Raw genomic sequence first — 19,412 nt, 5'->3', positions numbered from 1 at the left:
CGCAATGGCGCCAATCAACGCTAGTCCAGATACGCTATTTAATCTTGTTTTGTACAAGTTTTCCCGAAATTGGATAATGCGAGCCTGTGGAGTTCATTGCACGCGCATTGGCATTCCCGCCGTGCCGTTGCGAATGCAAGCACGAGGATGCATCGGCGAAGATTTGCGAATGGTACAGCGAATCCGCGTTAACCTGGAGAAGTTAAATCTGGAACTCGCTGGCAGTAGCGAAGAACGTCAGCGGACAATGACTGAGTGCGCGTTAACCCGAAAAGGTTAAATCTGGAACCGCCTGACAACAGCCGGCTTCGATGATGCGCAACGCGCTCTGCGGCAACTCCGAGAATTAGCTATAAATTTCATTTAACATGTGCCGAGCCAACGTTGGCGATGAACGCGTCGGGAAAATCCGGTAGCGTGCCGCATCATTTCGAAACGACAAAAATATTCAACACGGCAAATCATTGAACACAGGCGGCGTCGGGGTTCATGCGTATTCTTAGCGTATTTGGTACTCGTCCAGAGGCGATCAAAATGGCACCGCTTGTGCTTGCGCTGGGCGAAGCAGAAGGAATTGATACGCGCGTCTGCGTGACGGGCCAGCATCGTCAGATGCTCGATGATGTGATGTCGGCCTTCTCGTTGAAGGCTGACTACGACCTGAACATCATGCGACCGAACCAGTCGTTGAGTGAAGTGTTCAGCGCGGTCATGACCGGAATCGATCCGGTCATCGCCGATTACAATCCGGACTACGTTCTTGTACAGGGCGACACTGCAACCAGTACGGCGGCTGCACTTGCCGCGTTCTTCCGGTCGGTCAGTGTCGGGCATGTCGAGGCGGGATTGCGAACCGGCAATCTCATGAGTCCATGGCCGGAGGAAGCCAATCGGCGGGTCACTGCTGTCGTTACGACGAGGCATTATGCACCGACGTTGCGTGCGCGTTCTGCCCTGCTGAAGGAGGGGTATCCGCCAGACGCTGTCATTGTCACCGGCAATACCGTGATCGACGGACTGCTTCGTATGGCTTCAAATATCTCTCAACCGGGCGAGCTTCGTCGGTCGCTTGAAGCGAAATACTCATGGCTCGATACGTCGAAGCGACTTGTGCTCGTGACCGGACATCGGCGCGAGAGCTTTGGATCCGGGTTCCGGCAAATCTGCGAGGCATTGAAGACGATCAGTCGGCGGGACGATATTCAGATCGTGTATCCCGTCCATTTGAATCCGAACGTGCGCGGGCCGGTGTTCGACCATCTGCGCGATGCGTCGAACATCTTCCTGATCGAACCCCTGAACTATCCCGAGTTCGTCTACCTCATGACGCGCTCGTATCTCATCCTCACCGATTCCGGTGGAATTCAGGAGGAGGCACCGGCGCTTCGGAAGCCCGTGCTCGTCATGCGAGATACCAGCGAGCGGATGGAGGCCGTTGACGCCGGCGTAGCTCGCCTGGTCACCACCGACCCGGCTCGCATCGTTGCAGGCGTCGAGCGCCTGCTTGATGTACCAGCGGAGCACGAAGCCATGGCTCTCGGTGCAAATCCATTCGGTGACGGGCGAGCCAGCAAACTCATCGTGCGGGATCTTCTGAACGTCCGTCGGCCGCAACGTCCAACTGATCACATCACGAGCGTCAATGGTTTTCCGAATGCCGAGATGCATTCGCGGCCGACGCCACCGCTCTCCCAACCGGCGCACTGATCAAACGAAGCCATGGACACCAGAACCAATCAATTGGCTATTCAGGAATATGGCCAGCCGCTTGCGGAAGACTACGGTCCGCCTGCGGCGGGCCGTCCCGCTTTCGGCTTGTGGGACATCATCGACGTTCTGCGCCGCGAATGGCGGTTGCCCGTTATCGGACTGTTGATTGGGCTGGCGGTTGCCGTGGCTTCCGTTGTGGTCATGAAGGCGCCCTACAAGAGCAGTGCGCGCATCCTCATCGATCGAAGTCTGAATCGTTATCTGCAGACGAACAAGATCGTAGATCAGCCGACGATGGATGAAGTGGAGGTCGGCAGTCAGCTCTACGTACTGTCATCAGACAGGGTCCTGCTTCCGGTTATTCGCTCGCTGGGTCTGGCCAGTGATGGCGAGTTTGCCGGGCGATCTGCACTTGGCAGCGCCACAGACGGGAACTCCAGCACGGCGGAAGCCACTGCAGCCGCTGAACGAGCGGCGCTCGAATCTCTGCTGAAGCGGGTGACTGTTGCACGTGAGGATGTCGCGAACGTTATCAACGTAACGGTCGAGTCGCAGAGCGCGGAGAAGGCCGCGAAGATCGCCAACGGAATCGTGGATAGCTATCTCGCGTCCCTGCAGGACGCAAAGCTGAAATCAACGCAGAAGGTGAGCAAGTGGCTGCAGGAGCGGCTGATCGAGCTGAAGAAGCAGGTGGCCGATGCTGACAAGGCGCTGCAGGACTTCAAGACGGCAAACAATCTCAGCAGCACTGGCGCTCAGGATACCGAGCTCCTGGCAAGTCTGAATACCCAGCTGATGAATGCCAAGTTCGCGGCAGTCGAAGCAAAGGAGCGTCTCGACCGGATCAAGCGGACAGAGGCAAACGGGATTCCGTCGGCCGTGTCGACGGACGCGCTATTCAACGACAAGCGAGCGGCGGTCATCAACTTCGCGCTCAACAACAGCGAACTTGCACGTCTCCGCACGCAAAAGCGCGATCTTGCGTCTCGGCTTGCGGAGATGGAAGCTCGCGTCGGTCGCAAGCACGCGGCTGTCGTCAAGCTTCGTGCGCAGCTCAACAGCGTTGACGCCGCCATTCGGTCCGACGAGGGGCGCATTACCGATTCCTACGCCAGCGAATACGAAGTCGCTAGGGCACGACAGACTGAACTCGAAGACACCGCCGCGAAGCTTTCCGCGGAAACCGGAAGCCAGCTGCGCGAACTCGAGAGCGCCGCAGAGGCGCTGCGCAATCTCTATAGCGGATTTCTGCAAAAGCATAAGGAGATCGAGGCGGCGCAGGCGGAGACGCTTCCGGCCCAAAGTGCGCAGATCATCACGAGAGCAGTGCCGCCGCTGACAAAGAGTTCCAAGAAAACCCTCGTCGTGGCGGCAGGCAGCATTTTTCTCGGTCTGTTTCTCGGCATAGGCTCTGCCTTCGGACGTGAATGGATGGCGGATGTGTTCCGTACGCCCAAGGCCGTCGAGCAGGTGACCGAGACGCGGTGCATCGGACTGCCCTTCGTCTATGCTGGTCAATTGCCAATCGAGGAGCATGTCCTTGCTGCCCCCTTCTCGCGCTTCGCGGAAGGTCTTCGCAATGTGAAGGCGATGCTCGATCGTTCGTCCGCCTCGACCGGGGGCAAAGTCATCGGCGTCGTGTCGGCGGTTTCGAAAGAGGGAAAGACTGTCGTTGCCGCCAATCTTGCCGCGCTCATATTGTCGTCCTCTGGATCGCGCACGCTGTTGATCGATGCCGACCTTCATCTCCGGAACCTCACGACTGCACTGTCCCCCGATGCGAAGGTAGGGCTTTTCGAAGCGCTGGAAGATCCTTCCCGTCTTGGCGAGTTTATTTGCAAGCGACCGCATTCGGGGCTGGATGTCCTGCCGAATGCCTGCGCGCTTCGGATTCCCAACGCTGCTGAACTCCTGGGCTCGCGGGAAATGGAAAACCTGCTCGCCGTGGCACGGAAGTCCTATGACTACATTGTGGTAGAGGTGGCGCCGATCATGTCGGTCGTCGATGCAAGGCTGATCGAGCGCTTCATCGACGAGTTCGTCTTCGTTGTGGAATGCGGTCAGACCAAGCGTACGAGCGTGCTCGAAGCGTTGTCGGTAACGCAGCTCATCCGTGAGCGCGTGTCGACCATTGTGCTCAACCAGATCGATCCCGTCGAGCTTAGAACCATCGAGGCAAGAAATGGCGTCAGGTCCGAAGGATATTACCGGGAGTAGACCTGTGGACGAGCTTGACAGTCGCGCTTCAGGTGTTCCGCACAGCGCCACGCCGCGCAGGTATGTGTTGATTTCGCCCTGCCGCGATGAGGGAGCCTATCTCCGCCGCACGCTGGACAGCGTGGCTGCACAGTCGGTGCCGCCAGCGCTGTGGATCGTCGTTGACGATGGATCCACCGACGATACGCCACGGATTCTGGAAGAGTATGTGGCGCGGTTGCCTTATCTGCGCGTCGTGCGCCGCCAGGACCGAGGCCATCGGCGGGTAGGGCCCGGCGTGATTGAGGCGTTTTATGATGGTCTCGATCAAGTGTCGCTCGGCGACTTCGGCTATTTGTGCAAGCTTGATATGGATCTCGACCTGCCGCCTCGCTACTTCGAACTGCTGATGCAGCGAATGGAGGATAATCCACGTATCGGGACGACCTCAGGCAAACCCTGGTTCGTCCATCCCCAAACTGGCGATCTCGTGCCCGAGGTCTGCGGCGACGAAATGTCGGTTGGAATGACGAAATTCTATCGGGTTGAGTGCTTCGGGCAGATCGGGGGATTCGTGCGACAAGTCATGTGGGATGGCATCGATTGCCACCGCGCCAGAATGCTGGGCTGGATCGCGGAGAGCGTCGATTCAGAGCCAATTCGATTCGTCCACCTTCGTCCGCAAGGGGCCAGCCAGAAGAGCATCTGGGCAGGCAGAATTCGTGCTGGCTTCGGTCAGTATTTCATGGGCACTTCGCCGTTTTACTATCTGGCGGTGGCGGCTTCCCGTCTTCGCGCGCACCCAATGTTCATCGGAAGCATCGCGATGCTTTGGGGTTATTTCAGCAGCTGGGCAAAGGGGTTGCCGCGCTATAACGACCCCGAGTTCAGACGTTTTCTTCGTACGTATCAGCACGCGTGCCTGAGACTGGGTAAACGAGCTGCCACGGCTCGCCTGGACGCCGAGCAAGTGGCTCGGTGGCAAGCCAGCCGGCAATCGCCGCAGGGGAGTTGAGCAGATGAAGCAACACGCGAGCCTATTGGGCGTCGAATTTGATGCGGTTACGCTCGATCAGGCGGCGCAGCGCTGTGTCGATATCTGTCGCCGCTCGAACAGTTCTCACGTCGTGATGACGATCAATGCGTCGCATCTCTGCATGATGCGGCGAGACGTGGAGTTGGCGCACGCATGTTCCGCGGCCGATATGACGGTGGCGGACGGTATGCCGGTGGTTTGGGCAATACGAGCGTCAGGTCAACACATGCCGGAACGCGTGGCCGGCATCGATCTGATGGAAGGACTTTTAAGGGGGGCCGCGTCCAACGGACTTTGTGTCTATTTTCTAGGGGCGCACCAGCAAGTCGTCGAAAAGCTCGTGTGCGTCTGCGAGGCGCGCTTTCCGCAGCTGAAGATCGCTGGTTTTCGGAACGGCTACTTCGGTCCGGACGAGCACGAAATTATCGTCGATGAGATACGAGCCAGCGGCGCCCACATTCTCTTTATCGGCTTGCCGTCCCCGTTCAAGGAGGTATGGAGCGAACGCTATCGGGATCGGCTGCAAGTTCCCGTCATCCTGGGGGTCGGCGGCAGCTTCGACGTCTTGGCCGGCTTTATCAGGCGCGCTCCTCGGCTATTCCAATCGCTCGGTCTCGAGTGGTTCTGGCGCCTGATGATGGAGCCGCGCAAATTATGGCGGCGATATCTTTCCACCAACAGCGAGTTCATCTGGCTGGCGCTCCGCGAAGTGGTGGCGCGCAGGGCTTACGCCGCCCGTCCGGGAAGAGCGATCGCCGGATCGGCAAGCGTGGTGCGGAGAGACGACCGAAAAGTGGGTACGGAACGCAGGGTAGCTGATCGGCGAATTCTTGTCAGGCGAAGGAGCAACGTGCGGGATTCGCAGCTTCCGATGCCCGATCGCCGGCGCGGCATAGAGCGACGTATCTCAGAGCGTCGGGCACGGTCGGCTAATGCCCTCAAGGGTATCGAGGTGAGCGCCTGATGTATCGGCTGACCAACCAGGATCACTGACCCAAGCAGGCAGCTCAGCGATTAGCCTCATGGCGCAAGCGCGGGAAGCATCAAAGTGATTAAACCGCCAAGCAGTACCGATTCCTTCGGGTACGATAACGCAGACCAACCCATCGTCGTTAAGCTAAAGCCTGATGTGTACGTATTTGGGTATGAGTTCTGCCACGTTCTGCAAACGCTGATCAAACACGGCTGCGTGCCCGCCGAGCTTATCTATGAAGACGGAGGGGCGCTCATCCTTATTTTTGATCCCAATGAGAAGAAAGCGGAACTATGGTCAGGATGGTGGAGGTGCGACAAACCCGACATTTACTCCATCATTGAACCAGAGCATCGCGGGCTCGTGAATCAAATATTCGAAACCGCAGACGCCTTCATGGAGTTTTCCAATGCTCGATCTCCTCAGATTGAGCTGATCCCAGGCCAGATCCAAAAGATTCAAAGATCGGAGGCTGCGGTTTTCCGCGGGGACGCCCTTCGTCCTCGACCTCTATAAAGAGCTGCTTCCGCACAGCGCGCATTGGAGGCGTTTTTCTGAGTGTTGGGAATGGCGGCAGCGCTCCCCCGCTACCACGGGCTACGAATTTCGCCACGCCAAGCGTCGATCCTCCACCATTGCACAATCCGGACAGCAGCGGCGGCTCAGAAATTTGAGGTTGAAGCAAGCCGAGGCGGAGCACCGCTGTCGGTCAATTTCGAACAGCCTGTTGTGATCCTCGTTACGGCTCAGCCCGATAGGCCGGCTTTGCGCAAGCCGTCGAGGAAGTGCTCGCGTTCGGCAGAAATTCTGTACCTTTCGGCCCGTGCTCGAACGAGATCGAGGGTGTTCGCTGGCGGCGTTGCGCCGTTCGCGCTCATTTCTCGACAACGTTCCGTGACGAACGCTTCGGCTTCGGATCGCGCTTCGCTGAGCCGACCCATCTGCGCATAACAGGCGGCAAGCAGACTGTGCGACCAGCGGTCGGGGGATCGTGCCTCCATCAGCGTCTTGACTGCTTCATCGTACTGGCGCCCCGAATAGAGCGCGAGCGCGTGGTACCAGTGGTACAGATTGGGCGGGAAGGGATTCAGTCGTTTGGCCGCACCGATCCATGTGAGGGCCTCTCGCCACCGTCCCCAGTAGACCAGAATGTTCGCGAAAACGGCGGCGACGTCGGCGTCGTTTGGATTGAGCGCGAGAGCCCGGCTGAAATGGATTTCGGCCTTGGCGTCCTCGCGACGCAGGAACAGCAATTGCGCGAAGACGCCATGGGCCCAGGCGTCGCCGCCGTCGATGTCGAGCGCGGTCTCGATCTCGCTCAACGCGTCGTCGAGCTTCGCCGTGCCGGGCGATTCGAGAAACACGTCGCAGACGATCGTCCAGGCTATGTTGACGTGAGCGCGGGCATATTGCGGATCGAGCGCGACGGCGTCCCGGAAAAACTGCCTGGCTTCCGCCATGCCCTTCACCGTCAATTGACGCCACCGCTCGTTGCCCAGCAGAACCAGGTCATAGGCGGTGATGCTCGGGGTCGGCTTGCGTCTGGCGATCTCGCGGCCGGCGTCCTCGAGCCGGCCCGGAAGGGCTGCGACGATTGCGCGGACGATCTCGTCCTGCAGGGCGAAGACGTCCTCGAGTTCGCGGTCGTAGCGCTCGGTCCAGAGATTGTAACCGCTGGCGCCATCGAGAAGCTGGACGGTCACCCGCATCCGGCTGCCGATCTTGCGCACGCTTCCTTCGGCCACGTACCTGACGCCGAGTTCGCGGCCGACCTGCTTGATCTCGGGCGTCTTGCCCTTGTAGGCGAAGCTGGAGTGGCGGGCGACAACGAACAGCGAGCGGAAGCGCGACAGTTCGGCGATGATGTCTGCCGTGATTCCGTCGGAAAAATATTCCTGCGCGGCATCGCCGCTAAGATTCGAGAACGGCAGCACCGCAAGCGACGGCCCATCCGGCACCGTCGGTGCCGGCGAGGTGGGCAGGCCGGCGCCGGATTCGGCAGCGACCAGTGGCCCGACGTAACGGTAGCCGCGGCGCGGCAGGGTCTCGATCCAGGTCGCACCGCCCTCGACGTCGGCAAATACCCGCCGCAGAGCAGCGATCTGCACCGTCAGGTTGCTCTCCTCGATCGCAAGCCCCGGCCACGCCGCCTGCATCAATGTGTCCTTGGAAACCGGCGTTCCGGCCTGCTCGACAAGCAGGCGAAGCAGCGTCACCGCGCGCCGCCCGAGCGCGACCGGTTCGGACTCTCGAAACAACATCACGGCTTCCGCGTCGAGGCGGTAGGGGCCGAATTCGTGGATCGTCGCCATGGTTCGGGAGACTACATTTTTTGCATCTTTTTCGGAACAGATTCAGGGCCTCCGGGAATTCGGCGACCCGCCCCGCTGCCGCTGACGCGCAGCTTTGCGCGACCGATTTCCGCTTTCGCCTTGATCCACCTCGCGCGGCACCTCCGCCAGCCGTTCGCGCCGCCGCGGCGAGGCGACGGTCGCTTGACAATGTAAGTAAGAATATTATTACAAGCTGCTGCTTTCGGAGAACGCGTTGATGCTGCAGACCAAGCGAAGCTATAGCGGAATGGTGACCGCGCCGCATCACCTTGCGGCGCAGGCCGGGCTCGCCGTCCTCTCCGAAGGCGGCAATGCGGTCGAGGCGATGATTGCGTCCGCCGCCACGATCGCGGTGGTCTATCCCCATATGAACGGCCTCGGCGGCGACAGCTTCTGGCTGGTCGGCCGGGCGGGCTCTGCACCTGTCGGAATCCAGGCGTGCGGACGGTCGGCGAAGGCCGCCAGCCGCGCCTGGTATCGCGAGCATGGCTGCAGCACCATCCCAAGCCGCGGACCGCTCGCGGCACTCACCGCCGCCGGGACCGTCGATGGCTGGCAGAAGGCCTATGAGCTCAGCCGCGATCGCCATGGGGGGCGCATGCCGCTGGCGCGGCTGCTCGAACCTGCGATCGGCTATGCCGCCGATGGCGTCGCCGTGACCCAGACCCTGCACGACAACACCACGAAGAAGCGCGCTGAACTGCAGGATGTGCCTGGCTTTGCCGAGGTCTATCTGCCGCAGGGCAATCCGCTTGCAGTCGGCGCACGGTTGCGGCAGCCGCGCGTCGCGGCCACGTTGCGGCAGCTGGCGCAAGCCGGCCTTTCCGATTTCTATCGCGGCGACCTGGCGCGTTCGATGGCCGCTGATCTCGAACGGCTCGGCAGCCCGCTCCACCTATCCGATCTGGAGCAGCATCAAGCCGCGCTGGTGACACCGCTGTCGGTCGATGTGGCCGGGCACAAGGTGTTCAATATGCCGCCGCCGACGCAGGGCCTGGCCTCGCTGTTGATTCTTGCGCTCTATGCCCGGCGCATGGCGAAGGAGGCGGACGGGGTCGATCATCTGCACCGGCTGGTCGAGAGCACGAAGGCGTCGTTCCGCATCCGCAATCGCTACGTGACCGATCCCGACTACATGGCGCGGTCGGCGGCCGAGTTTCTCACCGACGAGTCCATTGCGGCGCTCGAAAAGACCGTCGCCGTCGATCATGCAGCGCGCTGGCCTGACCCGCCGGCCCAGGGCGATACGGTCTGGCTCGCTGCGACCGACCGGAACGGCCTTAGCGTCAGCTTCATTCAGAGCATCTATTGGGAGTTCGGCTCGGGCATCATCCTGCCCCAAAGCGGGGTCACCTGGCAGAACCGTGGGACGAGCTTCGGTCTCGCCGAGGCCGACATCAACCGCCTGGAACCTGGGCGGCTGCCGTTCCACACCATTCAGCCCGCAATGGCTGAACTCAGCGATGGCCGGCTGTTGTCCTACGGCACGATGGGCGGCGAAGGGCAGCCGCAAACCCAGGCGGCGATCTTCACACGCTACGCATTGCACGGTCAGGACCTTCAGTCGACAGTGACCGCGCCGCGCTGGCTGCTCGGTCGCACATGGGGCGAGGAGAACAACAATCTCAAGATCGAATCGCGTTTCGATCCTGCCGTCATCGACGCGCTGCGGGCGCTCGGCCACGACATCCAGATGGTCGGGGCGTTCGAGGAATTCATGGGCCACGCCGGCGCAATCGTCTGGCACCCGGATGGACTGCTCGAGGGTGCCAGCGATCCCCGCAGCGACGGCGTTGTCGCCGCCCGGTGAAGCGAGCACCTAGCGCTCACCCGCAGGCTGTTCGGAATTTGCCGCGCGTGAGCTAGCGTGCGGCGCCCGCCGGTGTTCTGGCTGCGGACGGTTTCCGTTTTCCCTCGCTTGCGGCCGCCGTCGCCGTCAACCAGGTCATGATCACGTCAAGCGCGTGATGGCGACGCTTCTCCAGCCAGTCGGGCTCTCCCAGATCCTTGTCGAACATCGCCGACAGCGTGTAGCGGTTGGAGACATGAAAATAGCTCATGGCCGTGATCGTGACGTAGAGCTGAACCGGATCGACGTCGCTGCGGAACAGCCCGACCGCAAGGCCCCGGCGAAGGATATTTTCGATGCTCGCGACCAAGGGCAGCGTGAGGTCGGCGATCTTGCGCGATTTGCGCAGGTTACGCCCACGCTGCAGGTTCTCATTGTTGATCAGGGCAATATAGTTCTGGTGCGCTCCGAAAAAGGTGAACGTGAAGTTGATCAGCTCGCGCATGGCCGCGACCGGATCGAGGTCGTCGAGCTTGAGTTGCTGTTCGGCCGCGCGGATCTCGGTGTAGACGTGTTCGAGCACGGCGAGATAAAGGCCGTTCTTGTCGCCGAAATAGGCGTACAGCAACCGCATGTTGGCTTTGGCGCGCTTCGCGATGGCTTCAACCCGAGCTCCGCCAATGCCGTTGCGGCAGAATTCGAACGTCGCCGCCTGCAGGATCGCTTCCTTGGTCAACGCGGAATCGCGTGCCCGTCTGCCGCGTGTGGCGCTGCGGGCCGGGTTGGTCGATGCTGTCGTTTCAGTCACGGGACAAGCTTTTCTCAGGTTGTACGAGCCCAGCGCGGACAATATGCCCCCGCCCATCATGTTCAACGGGATGCGGGGCCCTGCCGTGCAGGCTCGCGGGATTGAGATCGCTATTGCGGTGGCTCGTCAAGGGGTAACCTTCCCGATGTTCCGGTCTCCACATCCACATCAACGCGCCGACGTCACGACCGTGCCGCCATGCGCGACGAGGCGCCCATTCTTGTAGACGTCGCGCGGCCTGGGCCGGGCCACCACGGCCTCTTGCACGTGCTGGGCGTCGATCACGACGAAGTCCGCCGCCGCGCCCTCGGCCACCCCATAGTCCGGGAGGCCGAGTGCCTGCGCGGCGTTGGTGGTCACCATGTTGAAGGCCGCCGCCAGGTCGGCATCGGTGCTGAAGCCGGAGCGGTAGCCGACGATCATGGCGCGCTCCAGGAGGTCGCCGTCGCCGTAGGGCCACCAGGAATCGCGGATGTTGTCATTGCCAGCGAACACATTGACGCCGGCATCGCGCAGCAGCAACACCGGCGGAAACGCATGCGCTCCGGGCGCGTTGGTCAAAATCGCGACCCCGGCCTCGGCGAGCAGCTGCGCGGTGCGCTGAACGACGTCACGCGGCACCTCGCCGAGCGCATAGGCATGGCTGATCGTGACCTTGCCGCCGAGCCCGAGGGCCTTCGTCCGGCGTGCAATGTTCTCGATCTCGAAGATACCGAGCAAGCCGCCGTCATGCAGGTGAATGTCGATGCCGACCCCGCGCCGGTCGGCAATGCCGAAGATGACGTCGAGATGCCCGTCGATGTCTGCATCGTAACCCGCCGGATCGAGGCCGCCGACCAGGTCCGCGCCGGCGCGAACCGCCTCGTCGAGCAATCCGGCCACGCCCGGCGACGTCACGATGCCGCTTTGCGGAAAGGCGACGATCTGGACCGACACCTTGTCGCGGTGCGCGTCACGCGCCGCCATGACCTGCTCGAGATTGCGCAACCCGACCTGAAGGTCGATATCGACGTGGCTGCGCATCCGGGTCGTGCCGTGCGCGACGCAGAGGTCGATCAGCGCGGCCGCCCGCACCGCAATCGGCCTCGCGCCGGCAAGCGCCTCCTTCTCGAACTTGACGCGCTCGCGCACGCTGAAACCGGCGGTGCAGGGGCGGTGGGACTTCCAATCGTCGCCGACGAAGCCCTTGTCGAGGTGGATATGACCATCGACCAGCCCCGGCAACACCAGGCGTCCGGCCAGATCAAGGGTTTCGCCGGCCGCGACCGGCGATTGCGACGCGATCGAGGTGATGCGGCCATCGCGCACGGCGATATCGACGGTGCGCCCATCGACCAATCGGGCGTTTCGAAACAGCGTGTCGGCAGTGCTCACTGGTCGTCTCCGGTTCGTCGCAACGGCGAAGCGATCGGGGCCCGATTTGTTTTCATCATGTTGGGACGATGCCATCGGGCAGCGCGCGCGAGAATGCGGCTATACCTCCGGCGGTGGTGATCCAGATCTCGTCACGCCGCGCCAGGATTGTCTGCAGGGCGCGCCGCAGCGGACGCAGGCGGTGCGGCTGGCCGACCAGATAGGGGTGCAACGCAATTCCCATGACGAGCGATTGCCTTTTCGACTGTGCCAGCATCTCCTCGAACGTCTCGGTGATCATGGCGGCGAACTGCTCGCCGGAGTCCTTGCGACCGACGATCGAAGGGATATCGTTCAACTCCTGCGGATAAGGCACTGAAAGGATGCGGCCGCCGTTCCGCGTCGAGAACCACACCGGCTGATCGTCCATGCACCAGTCGAGCAGGTACTCGTAGCCTGCTTCGGCCAGCAGATCGGGCGTGACCTGTGATTGCGAAATCCAGGGCCCCAGCCAGCCGCGCGGCGGCCGCCCTTCGGCTCGCGCGATGACATCGGTCGCTTCCGCGATCAATTGCCGCTCCTCGTCGGGCGCAAGCACACCCTGGCGCTCGGAATTGGTGCGGCCGTGACCGACAATTTCGTCGCCGCGGGCGCGAAATGCCTCCATGACTTCAGGGCAGTAGTGATAGATGCTGCTGTTTGCGAGCACCGACAGCGGCAGCTTCAGCTCGTCGAACAGCTCGATCAGGCGCCACACGCCGACACGGTTGCCATAGTCGCGCCAGGCATAGTTGAGGACGTCCGGATGCGGACCGCCGGGGCAGAGCTCGGCACCGAGCCCGTCGCCGAATGCGAAATGCTCGAGGTTGAGACCGACGTAGACGGCAAGCCGCCGCCCTTGCGGCCAATTGAAATCCGGGCGTTGCCCGATCGCGCTGTAGCGATAGCGTCCGTGAGCGGCGAGGACCGGTCCGACAGAATCCGAGCGCAGCACGGCTTCCCTGCGCGACAGGCGGTCGCCATCTTCCGCGATCGAGATCAACACGTCGCCGGCCTCGACATTCCTTGGGTCCATCGGAATTTTCCCCGCGCGGTTGATCGCTCGCTTGACATCGGAATATTTTTGAAGAAAGTTTTTACTTCCGTCAAGTCCGCGCATAAGCGGCAGCGGAGGAACTGGCGGCTTCGATGCCGAGGCCGCCATCAGCGGAGGAACACCGAACATGAACTTCAGGAGCATAGTCTCGTCCGGACCTGCGCGTCGTTGGCCGGCTTGGCGCGCCGCAGCGACGATCCTGCTGGCCGCGTTGCCGTTCGCGTCCGGCGCGCGCGCGGCCGAACCGATCAAGATCGGCCTGGTGACCGCCCTGTCGGGACAGTCGGCGCGCGCCGGCGAGGCGCTCACCCGCGGAGCGACGATCGCCATCGAGGAAATCAATGCAAAGGGCGGCGTGCTTGGACGTCCGCTCGAGCTCGTCCGCCGCGACGACGAGAGCAATCCGGCCAAAGGGCTGATCGCCGCACGCGAGCTGATTCAGCGCGAGAAGGTCGCGGTCCTGGTCGGCGGCCTCGACACGCCGGTCGAGCTTGCCATCGTGCCGTTCGTCAACAACGTCAAGGTGCCGTTCGTGGTGCCGTGGGCCGCCGGGACCAACATCACGCGGAACGGCGCGCCGTCCAACTACGTGTTCCGCGTCTCGGCCATGGACGATGAGGTCGACAAGGCGATCGTCCAGTTTTCGCGCAAGACCTACAATGCGAAGAAGCCCGGGCTCATCCTGGTCAACAATCCCTGGGGCGAGTCGAACGAGCATGGCCTGAAGGCGGCATTGAAGGCCGCAGGAATCGAGCCTGCCGGCGTCGAGAAGTTCGAAGGCAACGACGTCGATGTCGTTTCCCAACTGTCGCGCCTGAAGCAGGCAGGCGCCGATACGCTCTACCTGGTCGGCAATGTCGGACCGTCCTCCCAGGTGGTGAAATCGCTCGACCGCATGGGCTGGGCGCCGCCGATCGTCTCGCATTGGGGGCCGGCCGGCGGCCGCTTCACCGAGCTCGCCGGGCCGAGCGCGGAGAACGTGATCTTCGTCCAGACCTACAGCTTCTTCGGCAACCTGTCGCCGGTCGGCAAGCGGGTGATGTCGGCCCTGCAGGCGAAGTATTCGGACATCAAGGGGCCTGCGGACGTGACGCCGGCGGTTGGCGTCGCCAACGCCTACGACTCCATCCTGGTCATTGCGCGAGCGATCGAAAAGGCCGGTGACACCGAACCGACCGCCGTCCGTGACGGCTTCTACGCCATCGATCGCGTGGATGGCTTGATCAAGACTTACGAGAAGCCGTTCGCGCAGGACAAGCACGATGCGCTGACGGCGGGCGACTACATCTGGGCGCGGTTCGAGGACAACCACATCATGCCGTTCGCGCGGAACTGACCGCGCGAGATCGTCCGACAAACAAGCAGGGTAGTCATCGATGTCATTTCTTCCCGCGGTGATAACAGGACTGGCGCTCGGGAGCATGTACGGGCTGCTTGCGCTTGGCTTCCACGTCACCTATGCCGTCTCCGGCACGGTCAATTTCTCCCAGGGCAGCTCGATGACCCTGGGAGCCGTTGCCGGCTACTTCTTCCTCGTGCTGTGGGGCTGGCCGGCCGCGGCCGGCATTCCCGCCGTTCTGCTCGTCTGCGCGGTCTACGGCCTGCTGATTGAGCGCTTTGCCGTTCGGCCGTTCGTGCAGCGTGGCTCCGACAACTGGCTGATGGCGACCGTTGCGGTCGGCATCATCGTCGACAACGTGATGATGTTCGTCTTCGGCAAGGAGCCGCGCAGCTTTCCGTCCGTCCTGGCGGCCAAGCCGATCCAGATCGTCGAGGGCGCGGGGGTCTATCCGTTGCAGCTCCTGATTCCCGTGGTCGGATTGCTGCTGGCGCTGGCACTTCATCTACTCAGTCGCCGAACGCGTCACGGCGTCGCCATGCTCGCGGTGGTCCAGAACCCGAACGCAGCGCGGCTGATGGGCATCAACGTCAGCGGCGCCATCGCGGCAAGCTACGCGGTCTCGGCGATGCTGGCCGGGGTTGCGGCGCTGCTGATCGCGCCCCTGTTCAACGTGTCCTCCGAAATGGGCACGCTGTTCGGCATCAAGGCCTTCGCTGCGGCGATCATCGGCGGCCTCGGCAGCGCCTGGGGCGTGATGCTGGCCGGGCTCTGTCTCGGCCTGATCGAGGTGTTCGCGACCAACTATCTGGGATCGGTCTACACCCAGATCATCACGTTCGCCTCGGTGATCGCGATTCTTGTCGTCCTCCCCCACGGGCTGCTCGGCCGAGCCGGAGTGAAAAAGGTATGACCTCTCGCGTCTCCATTCTCGCCGCCGTCGCGGCACTCGCGGCCGCCATCCTCTATGCCGCCGTTGCCGATAGCTACGGCGTGTTCCTGGTCGCGACCATCTCGCTGACGGCGATCGCCTGCATCGGCCTTAACGTGCTGCTCGGTCTCGCAGGGCAGATCTCGCTCGGCCACATCGGTTTCATGGCGATCGGGGCCTATACGACCGTGCTCCTGATGGAGAAGGCAGGGTGGCCCTATCTTGCGGCGACGGCTGCAGCGATTGCTCTTGTCAGCGTCGTCGGTGGCCTGCTCGCCATGCCGGCCTTGCGTGTGCGAGGTCCATATCTCGCGATGGTGACAATCGCCTTCGGCTTCATCGTCGAGCACGGCACGATCGAGTGGCGCGACCTCACGGGCGGCGGCAACGGCCTGATCCTGACCGCGCCGCCGCAGGTGTTCGGCTTTCCGCTGTCGGAGCGGCATTTGGCGATCGCGGGCATCGTGCTGGTGTTCGCCGGCCTCATCCTGTTCGAGTGCTTGAAGCGCAGCGGCTGGGGCTACGCCATGCGTGCCGCCCGCGACACCGAGGTTGCGACGCGCTCGATCGGCATTGATCTCGTGCGGGTCCGCACCGTGGCGTTCATCATCTCGGCCGCAGCGATGGCACTGGCGGGGGCGTTATTTGCGCCCCTCCAGGGCTATATCAGTCCGAGTTCGTTTCCCTTTCTGCAATCGATCCTGCTGCTGTTCGGCGTCATGGTCGGCGGCGCCGGCTCGGCGCTGGGGCCGGTGATCGGGGCGGCGCTCGTCGTGCTGCTACCGGAAATGCTGTCCGATCTCGCGGAGTATCGTCTGCTTGCCTTTGGCGTGCTGCTCTTCGCCGTGCTGCGGGTCGCGCCCTCGGGCATCATGGGGCTGATCGAGCAATTCGCGGCAAGGTTCCTGCCGACGGGATCGAAGGCCGATACGGGCGCGGTGGGCGTCGAACCGGTCGCCGACCTCGGCATCGGGACCAGCAGCGTGTCGCGTCTTGACGTCGCAAACCTCTCGATCTCGTTCGGCGGTGTCCGCGCCGTGCAGGACGTCTCGTTTACCGCCGAACCCGGCACAGTGACCAGCGTCATCGGCCCCAATGGTGCGGGGAAAACCAGCGCGCTGAATCTGCTTTGCGGCTTCTACCGCCCGAAATCCGGCACCGTGAAGCTTGGCGACCGCGACGTCACCGGCTTGCCGTCGCACCAGCTTGCGCGTGTCGGAGTGGCGCGAACGTTCCAGACGACGCAGCTCTTCGGTTCGCTCTCGATCATCGAGAACGTCCTGCTGGCGGCGACGGCCGGCAAGCTCGGTAACATCGTGTCCGCGCTGCACAATGACGCGCAGGAGCGCCTTGCGCGGTCGCTGTTGCGCTTTGCGGGTGTCGACGGCGATTTGAGCAGACGCGCGGACGCGCTGCCCCATGGCGAGAAGCGATTGGTCGAGATCGCGAGGGCGCTCGCCTTGCGTCCGAAGGTCCTGTTGCTCGACGAGCCGGCCGCGGGTCTTTCGAAGGGCGACAAGCAGCGGCTGACGGTTCTGCTCCGTCGCATCGCGGAGACCGGGATCGCGGTCATCATCGTCGAGCACGACATGCCGATGATCATGTCGCTAAGCGACCTCATCGTCGTTCTCGATGGCGGCAAGCGCATCGCGATCGGCGATGCGGCGGCGATCCGCAACGATCCGCTGGTCCGCAAGGCCTATCTCGGCGATGCGCCGTCGGGTGAGCGGCGCCGCGCGACGCGCCCGGCGAAACAAGGCACGGCGCTCGAAGTCCGCACGCTCGATGCCTTCTATGGCCTGTCGCGGGCGCTCGGTGGGATCGACCTTGCCGTCGCGCCCGGCGAGGCCATCGCCGTACTCGGCGCCAATGGAGCGGGCAAAACCACCCTGATGCGCTCGATTGCCGGTCTCGAACCACCGCGGTCGGTCGGCGAGATCCGGCTGTCCGGCGCCCGCGTCGACAAGATGCCGGCGCATATCCGCGCCAGGGCCGGCATCGTGCTGGTACCCGAAGGACGGCAGGTGTTTCCCGAGCTGACGGTGCGGCAGAACTTGCAGCTCGGCGCTTTCGCACGCAAGGGTCTCGAACTCGACGCGGAGATCGACGCGATGTTTGCCCGCTTTCCGCGCCTGAAGGAGCGTATCAACCATCGCGCGGGCCTTTTGTCGGGCGGCGAGCAGCAGATGCTCGCAGTCGCGCGTGGGCTCCTGACCGCGCCCAAGGTCTTCATGCTTGACGAGCCGTCGCTTGGACTGGCGCCGCTTGTCGTCGACGAGTTGTTCGCCTCGTTCGAGCAGCTTCGCGTCGAGGGGATGACCCTGATCGTGGTCGACCAGATGGCCGGGCAAGCCCTTGCGCTTGCCGACAGGGCCTATCTGCTTGAGACCGGCACCATCCTGAAGAGCGGTGCGGCCGAAATCATCGCGGAGGATCCCTCGCTTGAAGCCGCCTATCTCGGCGGAGAGGCCCACGGGAGTAGCGTGCCGCGAACCGCCGTGCTCACGTCCTGACGCCATGGTTGCGCAGCAGGAGATCGGTGTGATGCGGCCAGGCAATACGTTTCGCGACCTACCCGGCGCGCCCGTGTCTGAACGATTCGACGGCGGTGCCGTAATCGAGGTCGGCGTGCTTGCGCGCCGCGCGCTGCGCAGCGGACGGCGCGGCCGTATTGCGGCGGTGTTCGAGCGCAGCTTTTATGCGGTGCTCGACGATTGCTGGATCTGCATCGGTGTCAAAGACCTCGGCTCCGGCCCGCTGCATCTTCGGTGCACCGGGATCGAGCCGCGGCTGCTCGTTCCCGGACAAGAGGTTGCGATCGTCGACACGATGCTGCTCGTCGACGGTATGCGGTTTGCCGGTTTCGAGACGGCCTCCGTATGGGCGCCGCCGCCTTCGCCGGAATGGACGCTCGACAGTTTGCGGGTAGGGCTTGCGATGGTCGATCAGGTCTGGCGTCGCTTGCCGGTCGAGCAGGGGCTGGCCGCCTCGGGTGGCGCGGAGCCGCCCACAAGGCCGTCGCGGGTGCTCGCTGCCGCGGCGCCGGCGCTCGCCGCGCTCAAGCAATTGATCGAGGCCGGGCTTCGCGGAGAGCGATGCGTACCGCGTGACTACCCGGAGATCGTCGAATTGATCGGACTTGGTCCCGGGCTCACGCCATCCGGCGACGACTTGATCGGCGGCGCGCTGGTCGCGCTCGCCAACCTCGGCCGTCTCGCGACGCGCGACGCGCTGTGGAAGACCTGTCGCGCGCATCTCGGCCGGACCAATCAGATCAGTGCCGCCCACCTGCACAGTGCCGTGCTCGGCTTCGCGGCGGCGGCGCTCCATGAAGCCATCGACGCGACGATTGGCGGACGGGTCGATCGTATCAAGTCCGCGGTCGCGGCGCTGTCGCGGATCGGGCAAAGCTCTGGACTGGATGCGTTTGCAGGTGCGCTGATGGTGTTGCGCGCGATCGAGTGCCGGCTGCTCAACGACAGCGCGCTGCATCATGCCGGCCTCACCGGCAACGGCCCGCCGACGCGATCAATCGCAGGGGCCTAAACGATCATGCGACACAACGGGAATTCGGACGACAGGTCGCGCGTGTTTGACAAAGTAAAAATTTTCTTACTAAGATCGATGCATCGGATCTCGGGAGGCCGCAAGTGGTGACCAAGCAGGAAGGGACGCCGAGCGGGCGTTTGTTGATGAGCAAGCCGAGCGTGGTGAACGTCGGGCTGGCAGGCTTTGTGAAGGACTTGCGGGACTGCGATATCGAGGTCGTGCAGGTCGACTGGACGCCGCCCGCCGACGGCGATCCCAAAATGGCGGCACTGCTCGCCAAGCTCGGTACGTGAGAGCGC

General features: G+C 63.0%; 15 protein-coding genes. 11 read left to right on the top strand and 4 right to left on the bottom strand.

Annotated elements, in window-relative coordinates; translation table 11 throughout:
- Positions 1-489 precede the first annotated feature (489 nt).
- From wecB to ACVW1B_RS27910, 5 genes are all read left to right on the top strand, one after another.
- Complete coding sequence (gene wecB / locus ACVW1B_RS27930) at positions 490-1,707, top strand: non-hydrolyzing UDP-N-acetylglucosamine 2-epimerase (RefSeq protein ID WP_253606973.1); 1,218 nt, start codon at positions 490-492, stop codon at positions 1,705-1,707.
- Between the two features lie 12 nt (positions 1,708-1,719).
- The gene (locus ACVW1B_RS27925) at positions 1,720-3,927 is read left to right on the top strand and encodes a GumC family protein (protein WP_253606974.1); all 2,208 of its coding nucleotides are present in this window, start codon (positions 1,720-1,722) and stop codon (positions 3,925-3,927) included.
- A gap of 4 nt (positions 3,928-3,931) precedes the next feature.
- Complete coding sequence (locus ACVW1B_RS27920) at positions 3,932-4,921, top strand: glycosyltransferase family 2 protein (RefSeq protein WP_253606975.1); 990 nt, start codon at positions 3,932-3,934, stop codon at positions 4,919-4,921.
- 4 nt (positions 4,922-4,925) lie between these two features.
- Positions 4,926-5,906 (top strand): WecB/TagA/CpsF family glycosyltransferase, encoded by a 981-nt coding sequence (locus ACVW1B_RS27915; protein ID WP_253606976.1) that lies wholly within the window; start codon positions 4,926-4,928, stop codon positions 5,904-5,906.
- Between the two features lie 84 nt (positions 5,907-5,990).
- Positions 5,991-6,431, top strand: coding sequence for a hypothetical protein (locus tag ACVW1B_RS27910; RefSeq protein WP_253606977.1), 441 nt, complete (start codon positions 5,991-5,993; stop codon positions 6,429-6,431).
- A gap of 230 nt (positions 6,432-6,661) precedes the next feature.
- Here the strand turns inward: ACVW1B_RS27910 and ACVW1B_RS27905 are convergent, their stop codons facing one another.
- The gene (locus tag ACVW1B_RS27905) at positions 6,662-8,227 is read right to left on the bottom strand and encodes a winged helix-turn-helix domain-containing tetratricopeptide repeat protein (RefSeq protein ID WP_253606978.1); all 1,566 of its coding nucleotides are present in this window, start codon (positions 8,225-8,227) and stop codon (positions 6,662-6,664) included.
- Between the two features lie 238 nt (positions 8,228-8,465).
- On the opposite strand from ACVW1B_RS27905, the gene ACVW1B_RS27900 reads away from it, so the two are divergent.
- Positions 8,466-10,058 (top strand): gamma-glutamyltransferase family protein, encoded by a 1,593-nt coding sequence (locus ACVW1B_RS27900; protein ID WP_253606979.1) that lies wholly within the window; start codon positions 8,466-8,468, stop codon positions 10,056-10,058.
- Positions 10,059-10,110: 52 nt separating this feature from the next.
- Here ACVW1B_RS27900 and ACVW1B_RS27895 read toward each other — a convergent pair whose 3' ends face one another.
- From ACVW1B_RS27895 to ACVW1B_RS27885, 3 genes are all read right to left on the bottom strand, one after another.
- Complete coding sequence (locus ACVW1B_RS27895; RefSeq protein ID WP_253606980.1) at positions 10,111-10,887, bottom strand: TetR family transcriptional regulator; 777 nt, start codon at positions 10,885-10,887, stop codon at positions 10,111-10,113.
- Positions 10,888-11,013: 126 nt separating this feature from the next.
- Entirely contained in the window at positions 11,014-12,219 is a 1,206-nt protein-coding gene (locus ACVW1B_RS27890; protein ID WP_253606981.1) for an amidohydrolase family protein, read from the bottom strand.
- Positions 12,220-12,274: 55 nt separating this feature from the next.
- Positions 12,275-13,402 (bottom strand): polysaccharide deacetylase family protein, encoded by a 1,128-nt coding sequence (locus ACVW1B_RS27885; RefSeq protein WP_168855413.1) that lies wholly within the window; start codon positions 13,400-13,402, stop codon positions 12,275-12,277.
- Between the two features lie 19 nt (positions 13,403-13,421).
- On the opposite strand from ACVW1B_RS27885, the gene ACVW1B_RS27880 reads away from it, so the two are divergent.
- From ACVW1B_RS27880 to ACVW1B_RS27860, 5 genes are all read left to right on the top strand, one after another.
- Positions 13,422-14,630: an ABC transporter substrate-binding protein gene (locus ACVW1B_RS27880; protein WP_456792903.1), complete on the top strand. Its 1,209-nt coding sequence runs from the start codon at positions 13,422-13,424 to the stop codon at positions 14,628-14,630.
- Positions 14,631-14,670: 40 nt separating this feature from the next.
- Complete coding sequence (locus ACVW1B_RS27875; protein WP_076826929.1) at positions 14,671-15,546, top strand: branched-chain amino acid ABC transporter permease; 876 nt, start codon at positions 14,671-14,673, stop codon at positions 15,544-15,546.
- Positions 15,543-18,077, top strand: a complete 2,535-nt coding sequence (locus ACVW1B_RS27870; protein WP_253606982.1) for a branched-chain amino acid ABC transporter ATP-binding protein/permease — start codon at positions 15,543-15,545, stop codon at positions 18,075-18,077. Before ACVW1B_RS27875 ends, ACVW1B_RS27870 begins: the two co-directional genes overlap by 4 nt.
- 73 nt (positions 18,078-18,150) lie before the next feature.
- Entirely contained in the window at positions 18,151-19,110 is a 960-nt protein-coding gene (locus ACVW1B_RS27865) for a DUF2877 domain-containing protein (RefSeq protein ID WP_253606983.1), read from the top strand.
- Positions 19,111-19,214: 104 nt separating this feature from the next.
- A complete protein-coding gene (locus ACVW1B_RS27860; RefSeq protein WP_028333377.1) occupies positions 19,215-19,406 on the top strand; it encodes a hypothetical protein in 192 nt (63 codons plus the stop codon).
- Positions 19,407-19,412: the final 6 nt, after the last annotated feature.

The sequence above is a fragment of the Bradyrhizobium sp. USDA 4502 genome, assembly GCF_054063355.1.
The sequence above is the reverse complement of the archived record's forward strand: the minus strand, read 5'-3'. Positions and strand labels throughout refer to the sequence as shown.

Bases quoted from the DNA above. Each gene is read 5' to 3' on its own strand.
- wecB (WP_253606973.1), top strand. From the start codon at position 490: ATGCGTATTCTTAGCGTATTTGGTACTCGTCCAGAGGCGATCAAAATG.
- ACVW1B_RS27925 (WP_253606974.1), top strand. From the start codon at position 1,720: ATGGACACCAGAACCAATCAATTGGCTATTCAGGAATATGGCCAGCCG.
- ACVW1B_RS27915 (WP_253606976.1), top strand. From the start codon at position 4,926: ATGAAGCAACACGCGAGCCTATTGGGCGTCGAATTTGATGCGGTTACG.
- ACVW1B_RS27905 (WP_253606978.1), bottom strand. From the start codon at position 8,227: ATGGCGACGATCCACGAATTCGGCCCCTACCGCCTCGACGCGGAAGCC.
- ACVW1B_RS27900 (WP_253606979.1), top strand. From the start codon at position 8,466: ATGCTGCAGACCAAGCGAAGCTATAGCGGAATGGTGACCGCGCCGCAT.
- ACVW1B_RS27885 (WP_168855413.1), bottom strand. From the start codon at position 13,402: ATGGCGGCCTCGGCATCGAAGCCGCCAGTTCCTCCGCTGCCGCTTATG.
- ACVW1B_RS27880 (WP_456792903.1), top strand. From the start codon at position 13,422: ATGAACTTCAGGAGCATAGTCTCGTCCGGACCTGCGCGTCGTTGGCCG.
- ACVW1B_RS27875 (WP_076826929.1), top strand. From the start codon at position 14,671: ATGTCATTTCTTCCCGCGGTGATAACAGGACTGGCGCTCGGGAGCATG.
- ACVW1B_RS27870 (WP_253606982.1), top strand. From the start codon at position 15,543: ATGACCTCTCGCGTCTCCATTCTCGCCGCCGTCGCGGCACTCGCGGCC.